This is a genomic window from Vibrio xiamenensis, assembly GCF_900100015.1.
Classification (GTDB): Bacteria; Pseudomonadota; Gammaproteobacteria; order Enterobacterales; family Vibrionaceae; genus Vibrio; species Vibrio xiamenensis.
Map to the genome: position 1 here is coordinate 95,514 of NZ_FNDD01000004.1, position 22,279 is coordinate 117,792.

At 49.0% G+C, this 22,279-nt stretch carries 19 protein-coding genes; 7 read left to right on the plus strand and 12 right to left on the minus strand.

The annotated features are described in order from the left end of the window. Positions 1 to 107 precede the first annotated feature (107 nt). Genes BLS03_RS04935 through BLS03_RS04945 form a run of 3 tightly spaced genes read right to left on the minus strand, consistent with a single transcriptional unit; the run spans position 108 to position 3,946 of the window. Entirely contained in the window at positions 108 to 1,424 is a 1,317-nt protein-coding gene (locus tag BLS03_RS04935; RefSeq protein ID WP_093269475.1) for a c-type cytochrome, read from the minus strand. A gap of 6 nt (positions 1,425 to 1,430) precedes the next feature. Next, on the minus strand, positions 1,431 to 3,200 hold the full coding sequence (locus BLS03_RS04940; RefSeq protein WP_093269478.1) for a GMC family oxidoreductase: 1,770 nt from the start codon (positions 3,198 to 3,200) through the stop codon (positions 1,431 to 1,433). A gap of 17 nt (positions 3,201 to 3,217) precedes the next feature. Next, on the minus strand, positions 3,218 to 3,946 hold the full coding sequence (locus tag BLS03_RS04945) for a gluconate 2-dehydrogenase subunit 3 family protein (RefSeq protein ID WP_093269481.1): 729 nt from the start codon (positions 3,944 to 3,946) through the stop codon (positions 3,218 to 3,220). A gap of 587 nt (positions 3,947 to 4,533) precedes the next feature. Here BLS03_RS04945 and BLS03_RS25615 point away from each other — a divergent pair. Together BLS03_RS25615 and BLS03_RS04950 are read left to right on the plus strand one after the other, a co-directional pair. Then, positions 4,534 to 4,707, plus strand: coding sequence for a hypothetical protein (locus BLS03_RS25615; protein ID WP_176765505.1), 174 nt, complete (start codon positions 4,534 to 4,536; stop codon positions 4,705 to 4,707). 445 nt (positions 4,708 to 5,152) lie between these two features. After that, the gene (locus BLS03_RS04950; RefSeq protein WP_093269484.1) at positions 5,153 to 7,411 is read left to right on the plus strand and encodes a phosphatase PAP2 family protein; all 2,259 of its coding nucleotides are present in this window, start codon (positions 5,153 to 5,155) and stop codon (positions 7,409 to 7,411) included. A gap of 85 nt (positions 7,412 to 7,496) precedes the next feature. Here the strand turns inward: BLS03_RS04950 and BLS03_RS04955 are convergent, their stop codons facing one another. Then, on the minus strand, positions 7,497 to 8,669 hold the full coding sequence (locus BLS03_RS04955) for a benzoate/H(+) symporter BenE family transporter (RefSeq protein WP_093269487.1): 1,173 nt from the start codon (positions 8,667 to 8,669) through the stop codon (positions 7,497 to 7,499). Positions 8,670 to 8,778: 109 nt separating this feature from the next. Between BLS03_RS04955 and BLS03_RS04960 the strand changes: the two genes are divergently transcribed. Continuing rightward, complete coding sequence (locus tag BLS03_RS04960) at positions 8,779 to 9,321, plus strand: helix-turn-helix domain-containing protein (RefSeq protein ID WP_093269490.1); 543 nt, start codon at positions 8,779 to 8,781, stop codon at positions 9,319 to 9,321. A gap of 104 nt (positions 9,322 to 9,425) precedes the next feature. On the opposite strand, the gene BLS03_RS04965 is transcribed toward BLS03_RS04960, so the two are convergent. Together BLS03_RS04965 and BLS03_RS04970 are read right to left on the minus strand one after the other, a co-directional pair. After that, complete coding sequence (locus tag BLS03_RS04965) at positions 9,426 to 10,031, minus strand: LysE family transporter (RefSeq protein WP_093269493.1); 606 nt, start codon at positions 10,029 to 10,031, stop codon at positions 9,426 to 9,428. Next, positions 10,022 to 10,936 (minus strand): 2OG-Fe dioxygenase family protein, encoded by a 915-nt coding sequence (locus tag BLS03_RS04970; protein ID WP_093269497.1) that lies wholly within the window; start codon positions 10,934 to 10,936, stop codon positions 10,022 to 10,024. The genes BLS03_RS04965 and BLS03_RS04970 overlap by 10 nt, the downstream gene beginning before the upstream one ends. 116 nt (positions 10,937 to 11,052) lie before the next feature. Between BLS03_RS04970 and BLS03_RS04975 the strand changes: the two genes are divergently transcribed. Then, positions 11,053 to 11,973 (plus strand): LysR substrate-binding domain-containing protein, encoded by a 921-nt coding sequence (locus tag BLS03_RS04975; protein ID WP_093269500.1) that lies wholly within the window; start codon positions 11,053 to 11,055, stop codon positions 11,971 to 11,973. A gap of 7 nt (positions 11,974 to 11,980) precedes the next feature. On the opposite strand, the gene BLS03_RS04980 is transcribed toward BLS03_RS04975, so the two are convergent. The 4 genes from BLS03_RS04980 to BLS03_RS04995 all read right to left on the minus strand — a co-directional run bounded on the left by BLS03_RS04980 (position 11,981) and on the right by BLS03_RS04995 (position 16,413). Then, positions 11,981 to 13,321, minus strand: coding sequence for a glycoside hydrolase family 28 protein (locus BLS03_RS04980; protein WP_093269503.1), 1,341 nt, complete (start codon positions 13,319 to 13,321; stop codon positions 11,981 to 11,983). A 21-nt stretch (positions 13,322 to 13,342) separates the two neighbouring features. After that, complete coding sequence (locus BLS03_RS04985; protein ID WP_093269505.1) at positions 13,343 to 14,161, minus strand: carbohydrate ABC transporter permease; 819 nt, start codon at positions 14,159 to 14,161, stop codon at positions 13,343 to 13,345. Next, positions 14,161 to 15,033: a carbohydrate ABC transporter permease gene (locus BLS03_RS04990; protein WP_093269508.1), complete on the minus strand. Its 873-nt coding sequence runs from the start codon at positions 15,031 to 15,033 to the stop codon at positions 14,161 to 14,163. The genes BLS03_RS04985 and BLS03_RS04990 overlap by 1 nt, the downstream gene beginning before the upstream one ends. Before the next feature lie 66 nt (positions 15,034 to 15,099). After that, the gene (locus tag BLS03_RS04995) at positions 15,100 to 16,413 is read right to left on the minus strand and encodes an extracellular solute-binding protein (protein ID WP_218121986.1); all 1,314 of its coding nucleotides are present in this window, start codon (positions 16,411 to 16,413) and stop codon (positions 15,100 to 15,102) included. A 509-nt stretch (positions 16,414 to 16,922) separates the two neighbouring features. On the opposite strand from BLS03_RS04995, the gene BLS03_RS05000 reads away from it, so the two are divergent. Both BLS03_RS05000 and BLS03_RS05005 read left to right on the plus strand, forming a co-directional pair. Beyond that, positions 16,923 to 17,522, plus strand: coding sequence for a GNAT family N-acetyltransferase (locus BLS03_RS05000; protein ID WP_093269510.1), 600 nt, complete (start codon positions 16,923 to 16,925; stop codon positions 17,520 to 17,522). Positions 17,523 to 17,540: 18 nt separating this feature from the next. Next, a complete protein-coding gene (locus BLS03_RS05005; protein WP_093269513.1) occupies positions 17,541 to 18,635 on the plus strand; it encodes an ABC transporter ATP-binding protein in 1,095 nt (364 codons plus the stop codon). A gap of 137 nt (positions 18,636 to 18,772) precedes the next feature. On the opposite strand, the gene BLS03_RS05010 is transcribed toward BLS03_RS05005, so the two are convergent. Further along, positions 18,773 to 19,903, minus strand: a complete 1,131-nt coding sequence (locus BLS03_RS05010) for an ROK family transcriptional regulator (RefSeq protein WP_093269516.1) — start codon at positions 19,901 to 19,903, stop codon at positions 18,773 to 18,775. Between the two features lie 33 nt (positions 19,904 to 19,936). Then, positions 19,937 to 20,815, minus strand: coding sequence for a glucosamine kinase nucleotide-binding domain-containing protein (locus BLS03_RS05015; protein ID WP_093269519.1), 879 nt, complete (start codon positions 20,813 to 20,815; stop codon positions 19,937 to 19,939). A gap of 311 nt (positions 20,816 to 21,126) precedes the next feature. Here BLS03_RS05015 and BLS03_RS05020 point away from each other — a divergent pair, with 311 nt between their 5' ends. Next, complete coding sequence (locus BLS03_RS05020) at positions 21,127 to 22,275, plus strand: Gfo/Idh/MocA family protein (RefSeq protein WP_093269521.1); 1,149 nt, start codon at positions 21,127 to 21,129, stop codon at positions 22,273 to 22,275. The last annotated feature ends 4 nt before the right edge of the window (positions 22,276 to 22,279 follow it).

Consider the following 22,279-nt stretch of genomic DNA (forward strand, 5'->3'; position numbering starts at 1 on the left):
GCCGATGCCATCACAAGACAACCGCCTTCAGATACAAAAAAGCCCCGTTTTCACAGGGCTTTTAGTTTAATCACTTTGCGCCTACGCGCTTAAGCATTAATAAACACTTATTTCGCTGGCACAGTCAGTTTTTGTCTTGCGCCTAGAGAATCACGCATTTCAGCCACTTGGTCTGCCGTCACTTCAAGCGCAGTGTTGCCCCACGAGTTACGCACATAGTTAAGAACATCTGCGATCTCTTGGTCGTTCATCTTCCAAGCAAATGATGGCATACCGGCAGCGGTTTGCGCCGTGTGAGTATGCGCAGCGCGAGCGCCTTTGAGCATGGCATGGATTAGGTTGGTTGGATCATCGGCGTTGATAACATTGTTTTTCGCAAACGCAGGGACCATACCTTTAATCCCCTCACCTTCCAGACCATGACACGCTGAGCAGTTCACTTCATAGCTAAGCGCGACTTTGTCCGATACTTTCAGCTGCGGATGCGGCTCACCGCCTTGTGAGGCAGGAATGCTCTTAAGGTAAGTGGCAATCGCGCCAAGGTCTTCGTCAGTGAAATATTGGGTTGAGTGCTCAATCGCTTCCGCCATCGCACCTGTTGCTACACCAATGCCATCAGAGCCGGTTTTTAGGTAGTCTTTGATTTGCTGCTCAGACATATCGCCAATCCCTTTGTGAGGGTTGGAAGTTAAATCTGGCGCATACCATTCACCTAAATTACCACCTTGCATGTAGCCGCTGGTGACTTCGCCGCCCAGCAAGTTACGTGGACTGTGACATGCCGAGCAGTGGCCGCCGCCATCCACTAAGTATTTACCACGGTTCCACTCTGCGCTTTGGTTCGCATCTTGCTCAAGACCTGAGTTATCAAAGAACAGCATATTCCAGCCCGCAAGCGACAAGCGCACGTTGAATGGAAATGGCATATCTTTGGTTTCATCGATATCGTGTTTCACGGGTTTCACAGTGGAGAAGTAAGCCCACAAGTCATGCATGTCTTGATCCGACATCTTCACATAAGCCGTGTATGGCATGGCTGGATAGAGGAAGCCGTGCGAACCCATACCTTGGCGAACCGCGTTGTAGAAATCACGTTCGGTCATGTTACCGATACCGGTTTCAGGATCAGGCGTAATATTGGAGCTGTAGAGATCACCAAATGGCGTTTTGATGTCGTAGCCACCGCCCATATAGCCATTTCCAGCGGTATGACACGCCGAACAGTCGCCAACTCGCATCACGTATTCACCACGTTTGATCGCGTCGAGATCATCGGTTTTGTACTGCGACAAGGTGACAGTGTCATCCGCGACATCCGAGCGTGAAGTGTCTATCGTTTGCCACAGACGTACCAAGGCTAGGATCGCAACCACGACAACGATGGCGATAACGATCTTTAAAATCTTACGTTTGTTATCAGTCATGACAGCTTACACCTCTACCAATGGGCCAGGATTTTTCACGTAAGTTTCGTGGATTGCGCGCGCTGCGCGAACCGCTAGAGCCCCGACTGTGAGAGTTGGGTTGAAACCACCGTTATTTGGGAACGCAGACGCACCGACCACAAATAGGTTGTGTGCATCCCAGCTTTGCAAGTAAGGGTTAAGCGCTGAAGTCTTAGGATCTGCGCCCATCACTGCGCCGCCAATTGTGTGCGAGCTGTGCTGTTTATATGGGTTCCAGCTGGCTTCGGCTTGGTTGTCGACCATGATGTCTTTCGCGCCTGCGCGCTTCATGATTTCAACGGCTTTTTCGGTTGCGTATTTTGCCATCTTCTTATCGTTTTCGTTCCAATCGAAGGTGACACGCAGCAACGGTTGACCGTGACGGTCTTTGTATTCCGGATCCAAACTTAGGTAAGCACCTGGCGATGGCATCGAGGTGCCTTGACAGAAAATCGACGCCGCATTTTGGTAATCACGCGCGTAGGCTTTCTTCCATTCGGTGCCCCAACGGCGAGTGCCCGGACGAATCGCGTCCGCGTTTTGAATCGGACGACCATTGGTGTTAAAGGCCATGATGCCCGCACCGCCGATGAAATCGAGATCGCTATGGTCAAAGTTATCTGCGTTAAAATCATCGATCTGAACCCCTAGCGCGCCGGCGCCGATAAATGGGTTCATATTTTCGTTGTCGAAGAAACCAGTAACCGATGAACAGGTTTGATAGCTGTAGTTACGACCAATGGTGCCTTTACCCGTTTTTGGATCGTACTGCTCGCCCACTTGAGAAAGCAGCATCAGACGTACGTTGTCCATCTGGTAGGCAGTGAAGATAACGATATCCGCAGGTTGGAAACCTTGCTCACCATCTTTAGTGATAAATTTCACGCCGGTAACGGTTTTGCCATCTTCGGCTTTCTCAGCGTGAAGCACTTCAGTTTCAGTAAGCAACGTAAAGTTATTACGGCGCATCAAGGCTGGAAGAATACACGCTTGTGGTGACGATTTTGAGAAGTTACCACAGCCATGAAAATCACAGAAACCGCAGTAAGTACAAGGTCCCATCGTCACGCCCAGTGGGTTAACGTAGGCTTGCGACAAGTTACCCGCAGGAATTGTAAATGGGTGATAGCCCATCTCTGTGGTCAATTTGCGGTATTTGGACATCCAGTTGGTGTCTTGAAGTTCAGGCGTTGGGTACTCACGCGAACGCGGACCTTCAAATACGTTACCGCCCGGAATTTTTTGACCCTGAATGTTACCCGCTTTGCCTGAGGTACCTGCAATACGTTCGAAACGGTCGTAGTACGGTTCCATCTCTTCGTAGGTAACGCCCCAGTCTTGAAGTTGTAGTCCCTTGGTGCGTTCAACACCATAACGCTCGATGGTTTTGGTTTTAACTTCAAAATCCCAAGGGTTAAAACGCCATGACATGCCAGCCCAGTGTGTGCCAGCACCGCCAACGTTCCAGCCGAACTGGTACGCGTTCCAGTTACGTACTGGCGCCGCTTTTTGGCCGTCATGGTTACGGAATGTGGTGGTTTCCACGCTCATTGGCTGAGTCATGGAACGTCTGGTTTGCCAGCGAAGTTCATCAGGATCCACTGCCGGTGGAAAATCGGTTGACGTATCACGCCAAGCCCCTCGTTCGATGGCGACGACATTTAAACCCGCGCGAGTTAACTCTTCTGCGATGACGGAACCTGCCCATCCTAATCCACAGATAACCGCGTCGACTTTTGCTCTTTCTTTTATCATTATTATATTTCTCCAGCCTAATCGTTTGGAATTAAGCTAACTGGGATAAGATTTAACTCTTCTCCACGACGGGCTAAGTAAGGACGATAATCATAACGTGCACCTGGGAAGCCGATCATTTTCCAACCAGCCATATCTTTGTTGCCGCCATAAATAGGGTCCGACAGATAGCCTTCACGGGCGTTTTGCAGCATGAGTTCAAACAATGCAGCACCGTCGATATCGCTACCTAAGTTGATCTTGCCAGCTTCGAGTTTAAGCAGAAAGTCGTCGATTTGATCTGGAGACAGCGCTGCGAATGCACCGCCAAGGTTTTTCTGCGCGTACGCTTCAATCGCAGTTAACCCTTTCAAATAACGCTGTTTTGGCGTTTCAAGAAACTGAGGTTTGCCCATCAGTTTTTCTTCATTGGCACGGTCCATCGGGCCTTCTAAATACAATGCTTTACCTGAGCCGTAATCACCAAAAAGCTGGTCGTCGATAAACTCAATGCAACCACTTTGGGTCGCTGATGGGCCGTATTCATCTTGGGGAATGAGGCGGTCATAAATGGCGGATAAGGTGTCTCGGTCAACTTTTTTCGTTAAGACTCGATAGGCGCCAGCGTGTGCTGGATTGGGTAAATGGTCAGAACTTAAGGCCGTCTCGAGTGGCACACCGTGCATTTCTTCTGCATTAATACGCGGGGCGATGGCGAGAGTAGCCGCAGCTTGACCCAACAGCTTGAGAGCTTGTCTTCTTTTCATAAAGCTATCCTTATCTGATTGGGACTCTTCAAAAGTATTGCAGTTCACTTGAACTAAATGACCAACACGAACGACCAGGGGGAACAACTTATTGACTAAGCCATTGGCAGTCGAGGGGATTTTTTCAGTAGAAACAATCCCTTAAACTGGGTCATTACTACCGATGCATGTCATGTCGCACACATTGTAACAAAATATTACAATATGTAACAACAGTTGCTTCATTTGATTTCAAATTGATACTCAACTTACAAACCAATTAAATTCGTTTCACAAGTGTAACTATTTTGAAAATAGACAATATTTAGCAAATTCGAAAGTATTATGGATGAAGACAAAATAATTCTGGAACCGTATCGTAACTTTTACTGATTCAAAAATTCTTCCTTCACCAAAGCCATCGTTTGGATGAGCCACTAAACCTTTGTATCAATAAAAGCAAACCGTCACCGATCACATTGCTGCTAAAACATCGCAACAAAACTCTCAATAACGAACACAACGAAAATAATGCGAGAAAGCGTTGATTTCACTATGCTGACGCGCATTATATATACAATGTATATACGTTTTTTATGGATGGTGGCATGGGCCGTAAAAAGTCATCAAAGCCGAAAGACAGCCAACTACTGTTACGGATCAACCGCGAAGTACGTGACGAATTTATAGCGATATGCGAAGAGCAGGACACTTCAGCAGCCCGAGAAATACGCAAATTCATCCAGCAATTTATCGCGGCGCATAAAAACGCAGATACATAAACATGTCGAGATAGGCTGCGCGAGACATTTCCGTCGTTATGACCTATTCAAAGGAGTAAATCATGGCAAAATCAACGAAGAAAGAGTTGAAAAAGTCACTTAAAAAAGCCAAATCTAAAGTGAAAAAAATCAAGAAAGAACTCAAAAAGGCCTAGCCCTTATTGATGTTGCAACGGATAAAGCCACCACTAGTGTGGCTTTTTTTTGTTTTCTATCGCCTGCCTCATCTTCCCAAATCAGCACCATCCTTACATTTCGACGATATGAAATAAATGACATATTTTCTTTTAAAACAACAAGTAACAGTTATGTGACAGCATAAATTGTTCATCATGATGTCACGCAATCGTCATTGTTGATTGCTAGTTTTCTCGCTTCCTTGTGCGCACAACCTGAACCAGATTCACAAAAAACCATTTATAGAAGTAAGGAAACCTCTTTGATCATGAAGATTTCACATCAGCAGAAAACATTCGCCCTCACCGCGCTAACCTGTGCGCTACTCAGCGCGTGTAATTCAGACTCAGACAGTGAAGCCAGTTACACAAAACCCGCGCTGCCAACGGGGCTTGGATACGAACAAACCGTTAATACACCTGACATTTCAGGTACAGCGGTGGTCGATGGTGATATTGAGGTCACCAACTATAAGAAAAATATCGTCGCTTACGACGAAGCGGTTAACCCGATTTTACAAGTTCTCACTGGTTTCAACGACATTTGGAGTGTTGGCGATAGCACTTGGTCTAGCACTGGCTCCGCGGACCTTGACGTCGCTGATGGCTACGAAAGCTACACGGGCGTCGACGGCGGCGCGACCAATAGCACCAGCAGCGCACTCCTGCTTGATTTCAGCGGCGCGAACACCCTTGATGATGACGTTTGGCAATACAACTTTGACTATGTCAAAACCCTCACTCGCAGCGGCGAAACCGAGCCCGATGTCGACCGCGATGATGCCGCCAGCCAAGTGTTTGCCTACCTCGATGACCAACGTGAAAAAGGCTACAGCATCACCTCAGGTCTTGGCGCTCTAGCTGATGATTATCGCACTGGCGCCAATTCAACCTCTCCTTACTCATATAACGATGAAGGCACAGAGGTGCTGGTTGATGACACCGAGGTTGATATATTTGATGACAGCAACTTGCCGAATGAAGGCTTAGGTGAAGGTGGCACGAACTATGGTGAAAGTGGTTATGAACTCGATGATGTTATCGCGCTACTGGATACCATTCGTGACTTTGGCGCCTCAACCGAAGCGCCCAAATACCACTTTGAATCTCCGCGTCCTTGGCGCATGGAAAGCGACTACAGTGTCGCCAGCTTCAGCAGCATTGACGATGTCACTGCGCTGGAATGTCATAACCTTGATGACAGCGTGACGGAAAAATTCTACGACTTCCCAAGCGACCCGATTGTCTCACCGCTGATTGGCTTGCGCTGCGCCGGACGCACCATCTATACCGACAACGGCGACGGCAGCTTTAGCTCCAACTACACGGCGGGAAGTGGCGATGCATGGGTATCTGGCCGCGCTAAAGACGGCGGCTTTCCTAGCGGCCATACCACTGAAGCGGTCGACCGTGGTTTAGGGCTTGCCTATACGATTCCTGCGCGTTTTGCTGAAATGGCGATGCGCGCGGTGGACCTTGGCACCAACCGAATTGTCGCGGGTATGCACTCACCGCTGGATGTGATTGGCGGACGGATTATGGGCACCGCAGTCACTGCGGCGGCGCTCAATGCCAACCCAACCGTTGCCAGTACAGCGCTAAGCCAAGCCAACGAGTATTTCTTAGCCAAAGCGCAAACTGCCGGTTTTGATACTATCGATGACTATGCTCACAGCGATGTCAGCGATGTGGAAGCGGCGCGTTACAGCGACCACGATGAAATGAAGGCCCGTTATCTTGCGGCATTGACCTACGGTTTCGAAGCGCTTGATGAAGACAGCGCCGCTGCCGAAGTACCAAAAGGCGCCGAAGTTCTGCTCGCATCACGCTTTCCTTACCTTGATGACGACCAGCGCCGCGCGGTGCTCGCCACCACAGAGATCGATTCCAACTATCCGGTTATCAATCAATCTCGTGGTTGGGGACGCTTAAATCTATTTGCTGCCGCCGATGGTTACGGCGCTTTTGATGGCGACGTAACCATCACTATGAGTTCTGATGATGGTGAATTTGGCGCCCAAGATACTTGGCGTAATGATATTAGCGGCGCGGGCCTGCTCACCAAACTTGGCGAGGGCAGCTTAACGCTCACCGGTGACAACAACTACTCCGGCGGTACACTACTTGAAGCAGGTAGCTTAATCGCGGCCTCAAGCAGTGCATTTGGCAGCGGCACGCTCTATCAGCAAGATGGTAATCTTGAAATCTCAATTGACGATGGCAGCAGCGATAGCTCGCAAGGTACACTTAATGTCGGCGCTTATGTTCAAGATGGTGGTAGCCTTGTGCTTGATCTTAACAATAACGCTAAACTTAGCGCTAGCGGCAGCATCTACTTAAGCGGTGGCAATCTGGTTGTCACGGTCCCAACCCTGAGCGAGACAGAGAGCTTTAGCATTCTTTCCGCCGCTTATCTTGATGGCGAATTTGACAGCGTTACCGCCAGCGATAGCTCAGGCACCAGTTACGATGTGTCGGTCAGTTACAGCGCAACTGGCGCCAGTGTGAGCGTCTCTCCGCAGGCTTAATGACTAAAAACGGTGCATATAATTGAAGAGAGCCTGCATTGCGCAGGCTCTTTACTTTCTGACATTTATTTAAGTTACGCGCCACTTAAGCTTTGCCGGATTGATGGCTAAGACGCAAGTACACCAGCCCGACTAAAAGCCCCCAAAGCGTTGAGCTCATCCCCAGAAAACTCACACCAGATAAGGTGATTAAAAAGGTAAACAGCGCAGGTTCGCGGTAGTTATCTTGTTTAAAGGCGCTACTTAAGCACATCAGCAAAGTCCCTAATAACGCGAATCCGGCGAGAATATGGGAAATCTCATTCGGCAACGCCAAAAACAGCGCCACGACCGATGTGGCGAATAGTCCTGCCATCAAGTAAAACATCCCAGCCCAAATCACAGCGCGATAGCGCTGCGATTTATCACTGTCGACTTGTTCATTCATACAAATGGCGGCTGAAATCGCCGCCAGATTGACGCTAAAACCCCCTATCGGTGCAAACAGCAAATTGGCAAGCCCAGTGCCGACCAGTAACGGTTTAACTGGCACGTCATAGTGATAGCTTCTCATCATCGCAATGCCGGGCAAATTTTGCGACAGCATAGTCACGACATACAGCGGCAGTGCAAGGTTAACCGCTGCGGGCAGTGTAAATTCAGGTTTTATCCACACCGGACTGGCAAGCGAGACACTGAGCGACTCATTGAGCCCTTGGCTTTGCTCGCCGAATAACCCGCACGCCACACCAACAATCAACAACGTTAACATGGTGTAGCGCGGCATCAGATGCTTGGCTAGCAGGTAACTGGCAAACATCAGGAGAAATACCATTGGCATTGAACTTAGCGGCGTAAATGCTTTTAAGCAAAATGGCAATAAAATTGCACCGAGCATCGCAGTGCCAAGCTGTGGCGGAATCCGTTCGATGGCGCGGCTTAACGGCGTAATTAAACCGGTAATCACAATCAACACCCCGGTTATCATGAACGCCCCTATCGCCTCACTCAGCGAATATTGCGCCACTGCAGTGACCAACATTGCCGCGCCCGGCGTAGACCACGCAGTGAGAACCGGCTTTTTATAGTGCCATGAAAACAGTATCGACGTCAGCCCCATCACCAAACCGAGCGCCAACAGCCAACTTTCAATTTGCGCCGCACTGGCACCCGCCGCTTTGGCAGCTTGAATAATGATCACCACCGAACTGGTATAGCCAACCAGAACCGCGCCAAAGCCTGCCGAGATATGCCCCGGATTAAACCACCTTGCTAACATTTCCTATCCCTTGTGATGATGCTACTATTTCGTGTGCGTTATAACGCTCAAAAAGAGTATCACTGTGCGTTATAACGCACAAACAATATTTCAAGCTTAGGATTTTGTTATGCAAGACGCCGATTTTCGCGCGCAAATTGCCCTTCACCTTAAGACCCTGCGTAAAGCGCAAAACATCAGCCTCGACGCCGCGTCTAAACTCACAGGCGTGTCCAAGGCGATGCTCGGCCAAATTGAACGCCAAGAATCGAGCCCAACTATTTCGGTACTGTGGAAAATCGCCAGCGGCCTTGGCACGTCGTTTTCTGCGTTTTTCGCCGGCGATCCTAAGTTGCATGTAAGCGATCGCGCGTTTCCCGCCGATACTCATATGAAGGTGAATACCCTGTTTGCTTATCAAGATGACGCCAAAATGGAGATGTTTGAGATCACCCTAACCCATTTCCATCAACAAATGTCCTCACCTCACGCCGTTGGGGTGATTGAACATATCGTGGTGAAACAAGGTGAAATGCAGGTATTTTTCGACCAGAACTGGCACCGCCTGAAAGCCGGTGAACGGGTGCGATTTTTCAGCGATCAACAACATGGCTATCAAGCGCTCAGCGAGTGCGCAGTATTTGACAATATTATCTGCTACCCAAGCAAATAATTGCTAGCGGTACAAAAAGCACCACGCTTGATTGAACTGGCGTAAAAAATAGCGGCGCCTTTAGCAAGTATGGGGATTACCGAGACGCCGCTGAGGAAGGGAAACTAAAAAGCGATGGTGGCGGCAATGGCGATGAAAATGACGCCAAAAATACCGTTGATGGTGCGAATCACTTTGCCATCGGATAAATAACGTTTAAACGAGTTGGCACCAAGGCTGTAAATAAACATCACCGCCGTATCCACCAGCACCACAATCGCGCCCAGCAGCAAATATTGCGTAGCTTGATCGGCATGGATATCGACAAACTGCGGCAAAAATGCACTGAGAAAGATGATCGATTTGGGGTTGGTCAGATTGACGGTAAAGCCCTGTTTGACCAAACTCGATTTGCTCTGCTGCGTCCCTTCGGCAAACAGGCTGTTATCGGCTTTGATGCTGGCAATGATTTTTTCAACGCCAAGATAAGCAAGATAGGCCACACCCACGTACTTAATAATGTTATACAGCGTTGGCGACTGAGAAACTAAAATGCCAATCCCGAGGTAAATCAGCACCAGATGCAGAGCTAAAGCCGCTTGCAGGCCAAGGATGCCAAAACTGGCGCCGCGAAAACCGTTAACCAGCACATTATTGACTGACACCGCTGCGCCCGAGCCGGGCGACAAACTAAACACCACGCAAGCGATAAAAAAGGCGGCTATATCCATTGCGACTGCACCTCATCGCTCGCCAGCAGCGCTAGCTCAGATTCGCTTAAACCAAAGCGGCGCTGAATCGCTTGAGTGGAATTGAGATTGGTAAATGAGATATGCAAAATATCGCGGTGACCACCGGCGCTATCGCTGATTAAATCCGACACATCGTGTAATACACTGGCGTCATCAATCAGCATAATATCACCGGGATTTTTCAGCGTCGTTTGGCCAATCACCTCGCGCTTGCTGTTGTACACCGAGCTGACTCCGCCTTGAATGTTATGCCGCTCTACCAGCATCAACAAGAAGTACGAAGTGCCATCGCTGTGCATACCTTCGGGCGTCGGTTTACCCAGTGTGGTTTCGCCCGCAACGATACGATATTGGTCGAGTTCAACAAACCATTGTGGCGTGGTGTTACCAAGCAGGGCTTCACAGCGGTTAAAGGTTTTCAGCGCCAAAGTGAGCGCACGCTTGAAATGCTTATTGGCGTACAGACTCGCCTCAGTCATTTCAAAATAACGAAACAGATCGCCGGCGAAGCTGTTATATAGACTGGATTTGTACAACGGCACATAGGGCTTACGCACCAACTGCTGCAACTTGGCCGAGTAATACATGGTCGAGTAGCGACGTTGGCGATAAGTACCGTTGTCTTTCATATAGGTGTCGGTGGGCAAGTTATGCCAAGTGCGCTTGAAATCACTCCACGAGGAATCCAGTTCGTCACTTGACGGCGCAAGCTCGCTCTCACCAATATAAAAGCCATGGCTTAGTAGTGAAGAAGCAAACTCGACTAAGTTCACTTGTAACTTGTTATTGAGAATCACCTCCTCGCCATTGTTATGTTGTTGTACTAGCCACCCCATTTTATCTAGCTGTAATTTTTTAGTTGTGGGTTGTTTTTCAAGGTACATCTATAAAGCTCCCTTGCTGACGTTGTTAGCTAGAATGAAGTATTTATCTACTAGTATCATTATGTTATACATGATGAAAATTTATAATTTCTTAATTAGCGATAAGGAAAAATTTAATGTTGTCTTCTCAGGATCTGCATTTCTTTCACGTTGTCGCCACCAGCAGCAGCCTTTCCGCTGCGGCTAAGAAATTAAGCGTCACCGCGCCAACCGTGACTCAGAGGCTGCAAAATCTCGAAGCGAAATTGGGGCTGAAGTTGGTCGAACGCTCATCTCGAAGTTTTAAGCTCACCGACAGCGGTCACAAATTAGAGAGCCGCTGTAAAACCATTCTCGATGACATTGATGCCCTCACCCACGAGATCAAAGGTGAGCAGGATGCGCTGTCTGGCACACTGACGGTGCTGGCGCCGGTAGGATTTGGTGAAAAGCATATCGCGCCGCTGATTGGCGCGTTTTCCCTTGACTATCCGCAGCTGAAAATTCGTTTGTTGATGTCTGATAGCCCAGATATTGAAAGCTTTCCCGATGCGGATATCGTGATTTATATCGGCGAACTGCGCCATTCATCGATGAAGCGGATTGTTCTGGCCAAAAACCGCCGCTTGGTGTGCGCGTCGCCGCAGTATCTTGCTGCAGCTGGCCCCATCGAGACACCGGAATGCCTCAACCGACAGCACTGCATTGCGCTGGTTGAAAATAATGAAGACACCATGCAGTGGCCGTTTACCCACAAACATACTGGGGCGCGCATCAATGTGCGAATTAAACCGCGCTTGGAGTGTAATGTCGCCGATGCGGTCAAAGTCTGGGCGCTCAATGGTCTGGGAATCATTCACCGCTCAGAGTGGGACGTCGCCCAAGAGATCAAAGCCGGACTGCTAAGTGAAATTCTCACCGATTACCGCCTGCCAGATGCGGACATTGTCGCGCTGCTGACCGACAGCGAATACGACCGCCCGAAACGCGTCAATGTGTTTATTGAATTTCTCAAAGCCTCACTGGCGAGTCTCAATCAAGACTCAGCAATCGCCTAGCTTAACGCTAGGCATCACCTTGAATAAAAACTACTTTTTCAGCATTCCAGTGTGTGCCTGACTGCTGGTCAAACTGGCAACAAGTCAACCGCAGCTCGTCCTTGGCGATATTGTGCGCATACACCGCCGGTATACCATCAGGATATGACCAAACGCCCCAAGGCCGAGTCTCGCCTTGCAAGATGGTGTAAGCGTTATCCATCCCGGAATTATCACTTTGCATCGGATTACATGGCGGGCGCACATCATAAGTACCTCGGTCTGGGTCGCTGCTATCAAGCTGCTGCTGATTAACGTTAAACAGCCGCACATCGCGAACCAAGCCTAACTCTTGGGCGTGAAGATTGATTGCGCCGGGCGAACGAATGGTGATGTTGGAAAACGATATGTGCTCAATCACGCCGCATGGACGCTCGCCATGGCGACGCTTCGCGGTGACGTAAATCGGATCGGCCTTGCCCCAATGACATGGCGCGGTGAACTCAGTTTCAATTGAAATGTTATCAAAGCTCACGTTGCGAATGGCACCGCCATCGCGCGACACCAGTGCCAAGCCGCGATTAGACCCGCTAATAATGCAATTGCTGAACTTGATGTTGTTAAACAGGTTGTAGCTTTCAGTGCCGATTTTAAGCGCCGAACTGTGCGAACGAATTAAGCAATTCTCAACCAAAATGTTCTCACACGGCCAATCCATCCCGTCAGACTTACGGCTGGTTTTAAGGCACACACCATCGTCGGCTGTGCGCAACATGCAGCCGCTAACGATGAAGTCACGGCAGCCATCGAGGTCAATCGCGTCAGTGTTGGTGTATTTAAAACTGTTTTGCACTTTGATATTACGAATCTGACCACGCTCGCAGCCGACCATGTGTAGCGTCCACATCGGCGAATCCACGACGGTAATGTTTTCAATCAACACACTTTGGCACTGCTCGAAAATCACCGTGCGCGGGCGCAGCGAATGTGGCTTTCTATACCCCAATTCATCGGCCTGCTCGGCATTATAAGCCGGAGCATTGCCATTGATCACACCCGCGCCGCTGATGCCAACATTGTATTTACCCTTAGCGAAGATAAACCCATAGTGGCTGCCTTCAGCCATCACTTCACTGCGCGCGGCGCAAAAATCTTGATAATTGGGTGAGGCGATCAACTCGGCACCCGCGCTTAAATGCAGCGAGATATTACTCTCTAAACAAATCGCGCCGCTCAAATACCGCCCCGGCGGCACATATAAAATGCCACCACCTTGAGCGCGTAGCGTGGCAATCGCCCGTTCAAAAACATGGGTATTGAGCGTGACGCCATCGGCGGTCGGCGCAAAATCATTCAAATTGGTGTACATAGCAACTCTCTTGGCTAGCGACTATTTCACCGCACCTTCGGTGACACCGCTGATAAATTTTCTCTGGAAAATCAAAAACATGATTATTAGCGGCAGAATCACGATCATCGCCCCAGCCATCAGCACGGGAATATTAATCGTGTTGCGGTTTTGGAAAAACATCATGCCAATTGGCAGTGTGCGCAGGTCTTCCTGGTTGACTAAAATCAGCGGAATCAGGAATTCATTCCACGTCCAGATAAACAGCAGCAATGCCAAAGTCAGCAGAGTTGGACGAATCGCGGGCAGCAGTATTTTCCACAAAATGGTAAAGCGCGGTGTGTTGTCGATGACCGCCGCTTCAATTAATTCTTTCGGTACTTGGTTGAACGCAGTGGCGATCATCAAAGTGCTGAACGGAATCGACAGCGCCACTTGCGGCAAAATCAGCGCCAAATGGGTGTTAATCAGCCCAAGCCAATGCATTTCGTGATACAGCGGAATCATAAACGCTTCTGATGGCAGCACCATGCCAAGTGCCAATAGCAGCGCAATAAAGGTTTTGCCCGGTAACTTCAAAAACGCAAACGCGAACCCCGACAAAGTGCCGAGTGCAATGCTGGCAATCACCACCGGAAAGACAATCAAAAGCGAGTTAACGAAGTAGACCTTAAAGTGCCCTTCCTGCCACGCCGAAACATAATGACGGAAGTTGAAATGCTCAGGCAGCGAGAAGAAGCCCTGCAGCATTTCCGACTGCGATTTAAACGATGCCGACAACACCAACAAAAACGGTGCAACGGTTAAAATGGCGAAAAACCACAGCAAAACACGCGATAACATAGGGTTATTTTGAGTCATTATTTTCGCTCCCGAAGCACAAAGTGCAGCAATCCGTTGACCGCAAAAACAATCGCCATACTGACCAGCGCAACCGCCGATGCATAGCCAAAGTGGCGTAAGTCAAAACCTTGTTGATACATATACATATTGGTAATTAGGGTTGAAGTCCCCGGGCCGCCTTGCGTCATGACGTAGATAAGATCGAACGCTTTAAGACTGGCGATGACAGTTAAAATCAGCGCAACACGTACCTCAGGAAGTAACGCAGGTAGCGTAATGCGTATGAATTTTTTCCAATGTGTCGAGCCATCAAGCTCGGACGCTTCATGAATCGACGGGTCCATCCGTTGAATGCCGGACATAAACAGCACCAAACAAAAGCCAAAGAAATACCACACCGCAACAAGCCCCGTAGCGGGCAATGCCCAGTCAAAATCTCCTAGCCAAGCTTTCGCCATGGACGGCATTCCGATGAAACGAAAAAACTGGTCAATCGGTCCAAACGCTGGGTTATATAACCAACGCCACACGACGCCAAGCACCGCCATTGGCATGATGTAAGGCATAAAGAACAAAATGCGCAGCGCCGTCAATTCGCGCGGATTTTTCATTTCATTGAGAAAACTACACAGTGCCAGGCCAAGCGCAATCGGCAAAATGGTGTAATAACCCATCAATTTGACGTTATTGCCTATCGCAACCCAGAATTTCGGGTCGTTGAAAATGGCGATAAAATTATGTAACCCAACAAAAATCGGCTGGCTTGCCCCATCCCATTCGGTGACGCTAACACCCAAAGATGTCATCAAAGGAAACAGCAGAAACACACAGTAGATGACAAGTGACGGCAAGATATAGAGTGCGTTTCTGGTGAGAGAAAGATTGAGCATGGTACAAATCCCTGTACGACAAAGGCGCGCAAGCTACTCGTGCTTGCGCCCTTACTGGAGCAAAAACTAGTGGCCAAGTGATGTCATATAGTCTTGATAGTTTTTATCCAGATTGCTGGTCAGTTGCTTTGGCGTAATTTTCTCTGCCATCAACATCTGCACGTTTTCATTTAATGTGGCAAGCATGCTTGGCGTCGACCAGTCGACATAGTGACCAAGCGCGTTGTCTTTATTGACTTGAACCCAAGCAGTATAGATATCACCAAGCAATTGATTGTCTTTTGGCAGGATCACTTCATCCGCTTGCGCCGCTGGAAGGAAACCGTGGCTTAACCAATCCGCAGCCACTTCACCCGACACTAAGTAGTCGATAAACTGCGCCGCGGTTTGCTGCTGCTGATCGCTTTTCGCGGTTAGCGTGATCGAGAACGGTAAGTCGGTTCCCCCCACCATCAAAGGCTTGTCTACGCCTGCAAATTTTGGCATCGCTACGAAGTGGATATCTTTACTGGTTTTAAATTGCCCCGAATACCAAGTGCCGCTGATAAAAAACGCCGCTTGGCCGTTTTGGAATAAGGTCGCCGCATCATCGTGACCTATGCCTTGGAAGCCTGGGAAGAAGTAGCCTTTCTTGCTCCAGTTTTGCATCAAGCTGGCCGCGTTTTCGAGCGCTGGATTCTTGAAGCTACCGCCTTCGCCATAGATAAGTTTATCCAGTGGTGCGCGCTTGCTGGCATCAATTTGATCTTCCCAAATTGCGCTAAGCATCTGTTGCCCAGCATTACCATCAAGAAGCCCAAGCATGATTGGCGCAATGCCTTTCGCTTTCAGCTTAGCCATATCCGCTTCGAATTCTTGCATGGTTTTTGGCACGCTAAGGCCCGCTTTCTCAAGCAGTGCCTGGTTGTAATACAAACCGACCATTTCACCTAAACTGGCAACACCGTACAATTCGCCTTCGCCAAACTGTTGACCTTTAGACCAACGGTTGCGCTTGAGAATCGATTCTGGAAAACGAGTGGTCCAGTGGTAGCTATCAGCAAACTTGTCCATTGGCACCAACAGATCTTGTTTAACTAACGCGCCCATGTCACCGCCGCCTTGGTTTACCTGCGCGACTTGCGGGCCGTCCCCAGAACTGAGTGCCAATTTAAGCGGAATGCGCATGTCTTCAAACGAGTGGATAGAGCGTTTGATTTTGATATCTGGATGCTGCTTGGTGAAATTTTCGATCGCATGTTCAATCACTGCGGTTTGACCTGGGTAGTTGTAGATATCCCATTCGTCTAAATTGGTTTGGGCGTTGGCGCCAAATGAGATGCTGGACATCACCATAGACGTAAGCAGTGCAGTGTGAAATAGCGGGGTTTTACGATTCATGTGGACTCTCCGATAACACAATTCATCATTTCTAGGCCAACCAAGCCGTACTTCCTGTACAAGGTTTGACCTAACCTATAAATAGACTTACTTCTTTTAATAAACAAAGTAAAGATTTATTTTATAAATAGTGGTGAAATTGAGATTGCACGACACTACTTATCAACTGCGTGCATATCTAAATTGGCAAACCTCTCGCGCATGGCGTTAACCTTAGAAAAACAGCGCCAACCGAAGTGCAATAAAGGTATAAAACCCGTTAATGATGAGATAAATAACCTCTAAAACCGACTGCATTCGCTTGGCGAGCACATCATTTTCATTGCCTATATACACGGGCACTTCGCGCAGCTTAGTCTTGACACGCGTGAGTAAAAATTGTGCATTTTTGCATTAACTGTATAGATTAAACCTTGCTTAATATTTGCATTTATTATTTACTAAAAATTAAGTAGGCCTGTTTTAGCCGACAAATATGGATATAGCCAAATACAGAAAGGAGTTCTGTCATGTCGATCCCTTATTCCATTCGCCAAGCCCGCGCTGAAGATGAAGAAGCGCTGTATCAAATCTGTTTAAAAACCGCCAAAGCGGGCGTCGATGCCAGTGACGTCTACAGTGACCCACACTACCCAGGCCAGCTCTATGTGGTGCCTTATGCACGCTTTGAACCGGATTTAGCCTTCGTGCTGACCTGCGATGAGCAAGTGGTGGGCTACGCCGTTGCCACCGCCGACACGCGTCAATTCGAAACCACTCTAAACGAGCAATGGTGGCCGGTACTGCGCGAAGCCTACGCCAATCGCCAGCCACAAAAGCCGTTTGACAGTAAAGTGCTCAACCAGATTAATGACCCGCATGTTGCTGACCCAATGTTGGTGGAGGACTGGCCCGCGCATCTGCATATCAACCTGCTACCACAAGTGCAAAGTGGTGGCTGGGGCAGCAAACTCATCAGCGCTGTGATTGAAGCGCTTAAGCGTAAGCAAGTCAGTGGCGTGCATCTTGGCGTAAGCCTGCAAAACGAAAAAGTATGTAATTTTTATCAAAAACAAGGATTTACCCATATCGTTCGTAGCAACGCTATCTATATGGGTCGCAAACTGTAATGCAGAGGAAGGCAGAAAATGGCAAAGCTTGAACTTATCGGCGTGCGAAAAAGCTGGGATAAAACCGAAGTCATTCATGGCGTAGATTTAAAAATCAAAGACGGTGAATTCGTCGTCTTCGTCGGTCCATCTGGGTGTGGAAAATCCACCCTGCTTCGAATGATTTCCGGGCTGGAAAGCATCACCGAAGGTGCACTGGTGATCGGCAATAAAGAGATGACCACGACCCCACCTGCCGAGCGCGGTATCGCAATGGTGTTCCAATCTTACGCTCTGTACCCCAACATGTCGGTGCGCGATAACCTGGCCTACCCGTTAGAAATGGCGAAGCAACCAAAAGAGCAGATCAAACAAAAAGTCGCTCAAGTGGCGAAAACTCTGCATCTTGAACCCATGCTCGATAGGCTTCCTAAAGCGCTGTCTGGCGGTCAAAGGCAACGAGTCGCGATTGGGCGCGCCATTATTCGCGAGCCCGACATCTTTTTGTTTGACGAACCGCTCTCCAACCTTGATGCCGAATTAAGGCTACAAATGCGCATCGAAATTGCCAAACTACACGAGTCTTTGGGGGTCACCATGATTTACGTCACCCACGATCAGCTTGAAGCCATGACCCTTGCCGACCGTATCGTGGTGTGCCGCGATGGTAAGATTGAGCAAGTTGGCGCACCACTTGAGATTTACCACGACCCAGACAACCTCTTTGTCGCTGGCTTTATTGGCTCGCCAAAAATCAACCTGCTCAAAGGTGAAGTTGCCAACAGCTATCAGGGCCAAACACAAATTCGCGTTCCGGCACTTGGAATCGACAGCTTGATGATTGAGCTTGAAGCGCCGCTGCAAGAAGGCCAAATCATCAGCATAGGTTTTCGCCCCGAACACATTCTCGATGCTGTTGAAACCATACCGCAGCAGCACTGCTTCGACGCGCCGGTTGCCTTTAGCGAGCACCTTGGCCATACCAACTATCTGTATCTCGATGTCGGCGAAGAAGACATGTTTGTGGTCGAATCACGAATTCGCGATAGCGTTGCTAATAATGAGCGCGTGCGCTTTGCGGTTGATCCGCAAAAAGCGCTGCTGTTTGACGATAATGGCCTGCGCCTACGCTAACCAAACCATAAACAGCGTAAGCAAAAACGCCCTCAATTGAGGGCGTTTTCTTAGGCATAGCGTTGTGAGTAATCGCTTGTTTAATCATGGTTTTAAGCCATTCATTACAGCTTAAAAATGCTTCGCGACTTAACAGCTTATTTATCGTTATCGATATCCGTCGCTAACATATCCAGCAAGCGGTTCACCGCAAACCCCGCTGCGCCTTGCGCCCACATATGCGATTCGGTGAGAAAGTGAATTGGCGTCACCTGCGGCGTGATACGCAAGCGATACTTCTGGAAACTCTGCAGCGCTTGGTCGAGTAAAATTCGCGACACGGTTTGCGGCTCCGTGGTCAAATAGATGATATCGGGGTCAAAGGCGATGGACAAATTCGCCAACGAAACCCCAAGGTGATGACCAGCCGTGGTTAGGGTTTCCAAGGTTAATGGACTTGGGTTTTGCTCAAGCTCTTGTAACGTACGTGGGGGATTACGCTTATCGATACTTGGGTCATTTTCCCATAGATAGTGCAAAATCGCTCGCGACGAGGCAACATCTTCAAGCACTCGCTCTGTGCCATCTCCAATTAAACCGTTACCAATCTCACCAGCGTTGCCGTGACGACCACGATACAGCTGGCGATTGAGAATAATTCCGGCACCAATGCCTTGACCATAAGTGGCAATGATCGCCGAGTGGGCTTGACCAATTTGACCAAACACCACCGTCGCCAGCGCCAGAGCGTTGGCATCATTTTCGATAAACACCGGAATCGAAAAGCGCTCACTGAGCTGAGCGGCGATATCAACATTGTTCCAGTCGAGCAAAATAGAGCGTAAGCAATAGCCAGAATCTGGGTCAACAATCCCAGAAATCGCTAGGCCAATCGCACCAATTTGACGCTGCGGCGCCGATGATTTCATAAACTTGGCTAACGCATCACCGAGCTGCTTAGGGGTGAGTTTTCCCGCCGGGATCTCCTGCTCGCTTATCAAGGTGCCGGCTAAATCCGTCATCACGATAAGATTTCGCTCAGCATTGAGCTGAACCCCAATCACGTAAGTAAAGTCTGGGTTGATTCCGAGTAAGGTTTTTGGCCTGCCCATCGAGACTTTACGCAGCCCTAGTTCGCGAATTATGCCTTTATTCAAAAGCTTATTGGTGGCTTGCGACACAGCCGACATACTCAGCGCACTACGCACCTTTAAGTCTGACTGGCTGATGGAAGCATGCTCCACAATCAAGCGCAGAATACGAGTTGTGATAGATGGTGGTGTCGGCATAAATTTAGCTCAAAATGATTTCGTTTATGGTTGTTATGTGGTCGATAGCACAGGGGTGCGGGCTAATAAAAGTGCGCCATCTAGCGCGTCACCTTTGGCGGCAATCAGGGCGGCGCGGCTTTGCTCATCAAGCCAAGGCTCAATGGGTTTGGCAAGCCCGCCCATTAAAGTGGCGCCATTCTCGCCTTGCGCGGTTAAATAATCCAGTATTTGGTCGATTTCTCTTGCTGTCTGTCGCACAAGTCGCGTTGCAAGCGCATCGCCAAGCTCTGCGTGATGAAAAGAGGTTGGTGAGAATTGCCCCCAATCTGCTGGGGTTGCTTGGCTTACCCAACTGAGCATCTGCTCCGGCGAATGGGAAAAATAGTCCATAACTTCATGCGTAAACGCACTAGGTGGTAATAAATTCTCATGGGCTTGCAGCGCACAACGCACCGCGCGGCGCCCTAACGTCGCGCCAGAACCTTGATCGGCGAGATCAAACCCCCAACCGCCGACTTGGCGAAATTCAGCACCGTCCCAACGCACGCCCTGACTTCCGGTGCCAGCGATCAGCACCGCGCCAGCGTCCCCTAAATGGGCGCCGATGCAAGCAATCTCCGCATCAGAGAGCACTTGCAAACTGGCAAAACCAGTCAGCATTTTTTCTGCGCGTAGGCGATACGACTCAACGTTCGCCCCCGCCAGCCCCAGTACCACGCTGGTTTGAGCAGAAGATTCTAGCGCTAAACCGGCTTGCGCATAGGTACCAGAAATCAAACGGCTCACCGTTTCTAAAGCTTTATCAAAATTCGAATAAATGTTGGCTGAGCCAGCCTCGCATTCGGCGAGCACAGTGCCATCCGCTCGTGTCAGACGTGCTCGGCAGCGAGTGCCTCCGCCATCCACACCGATAAAATATTGACAGTCCAAATTGTCTCTCCTTGCTCTCTTAGCGAGAAATCGGTCACATCCAAGTTGTCACCTCTAGCTAAAATAGGAAAAAACCATGACGATATCAATAAAAAAGATTCCATATAAATTAAGTTTTAATATTTTATAAAGTATAAATAACTGTTTTTTAATAATTAAAGTTAAAATGAACAAAATACATTCAGCATAATTATTTATATTACTTTTTTTCGTGAACTAAATGGAGTAGATTAAATATCACTCATCCATTGATATGAATTGTCTTGCCAGAATGGAGCTTGGCTCAAGACATCGCTGGCCAGGGAGGAAAAATGAAAGTAGCGATAATTGGATTAGGACATCGACTTTCTCACGTCGCCAAAGACATGAAGAAAGCCGACCCAGAATTTTCAATCACAGGTTATGTTGACCCAGCGCCCGCGGGGCTGGACAACTTACACCAATTTGGTATCGAACCCGGCCAATCTTATTCAAGCCTTGAAGAGATGTTGGAAGCTGGCGGTTTTGATTTACTGATGGTCGGCACACCGAACTTTTTGCACCTTGAGCATATTCGCGCCGGACTGCAAGCGGGTTACACCGTATTCACCGAAAAGCCTGTGGTTATCGATAAGGCTCAGAGCATCGAGCTGGCAAAACTGGTGCGCGAATACGGTGAAGACAAGATCATCGTCGGTTTGGTGCTACGCTATTCACCGCTCTATCAAGATTTGGTCAACGCCAAAGCGCAAGGCGTATTGGGCGAAATTACTTCCATTGAAGCCACCGAGCATATTCCACCATATCATGGCGCATTCTTTATGCGTGACTGGCGCCGAATGGAGAAATACGCGGGGCCGTATATTTTGGAAAAATGTTGCCACGATATCGATCTCTACCAAGGCTTGGTGGGTGAACGCCCAGTTCGAGTTGCCAGCTTTGGCGGTCGCAAATCGTTTACCCCACAGCACACACCCACTGGCGCAGTGACCGCAGATTCGGAAATGTATCATACCAAGCCAAGCGGTTGGAGCAGCACCGATGCGGTGTTTGATAGTGATGCCGACATCATCGATTACCAAAACGCAATCATCGAATATCAAGGTGGTGCGACGTTATCGTTTCACGCTAACTTGAACGTACCCGATGAGTTTCGCCGCTTCTGTGTGATCGGTACGGATGGCCAAGCTGAAGGCGATTTTGTGCGTAACTTCTTCAAACTGCACGATGCGCGCACCACAGATTGTTTAATCGACAAACAGTATGAAGGCAGCGCCTATGACGGCCATTACGGTTCAGATGAGTTAATGGCGCAAGAAGTGGTCAATCACATGCTACGCGGCACGCCGCTCAAAGTATCGGTGGTGGATGCTCTCGAAGCAGGCTTAACCGCGATTATGATCGATGAGGCGCGCAAACAAAAAGCCGTCATTGATATGACAGAGTGCTGGGCTGAATTTGACCAAGCGCTTGGCCGCTAACCCA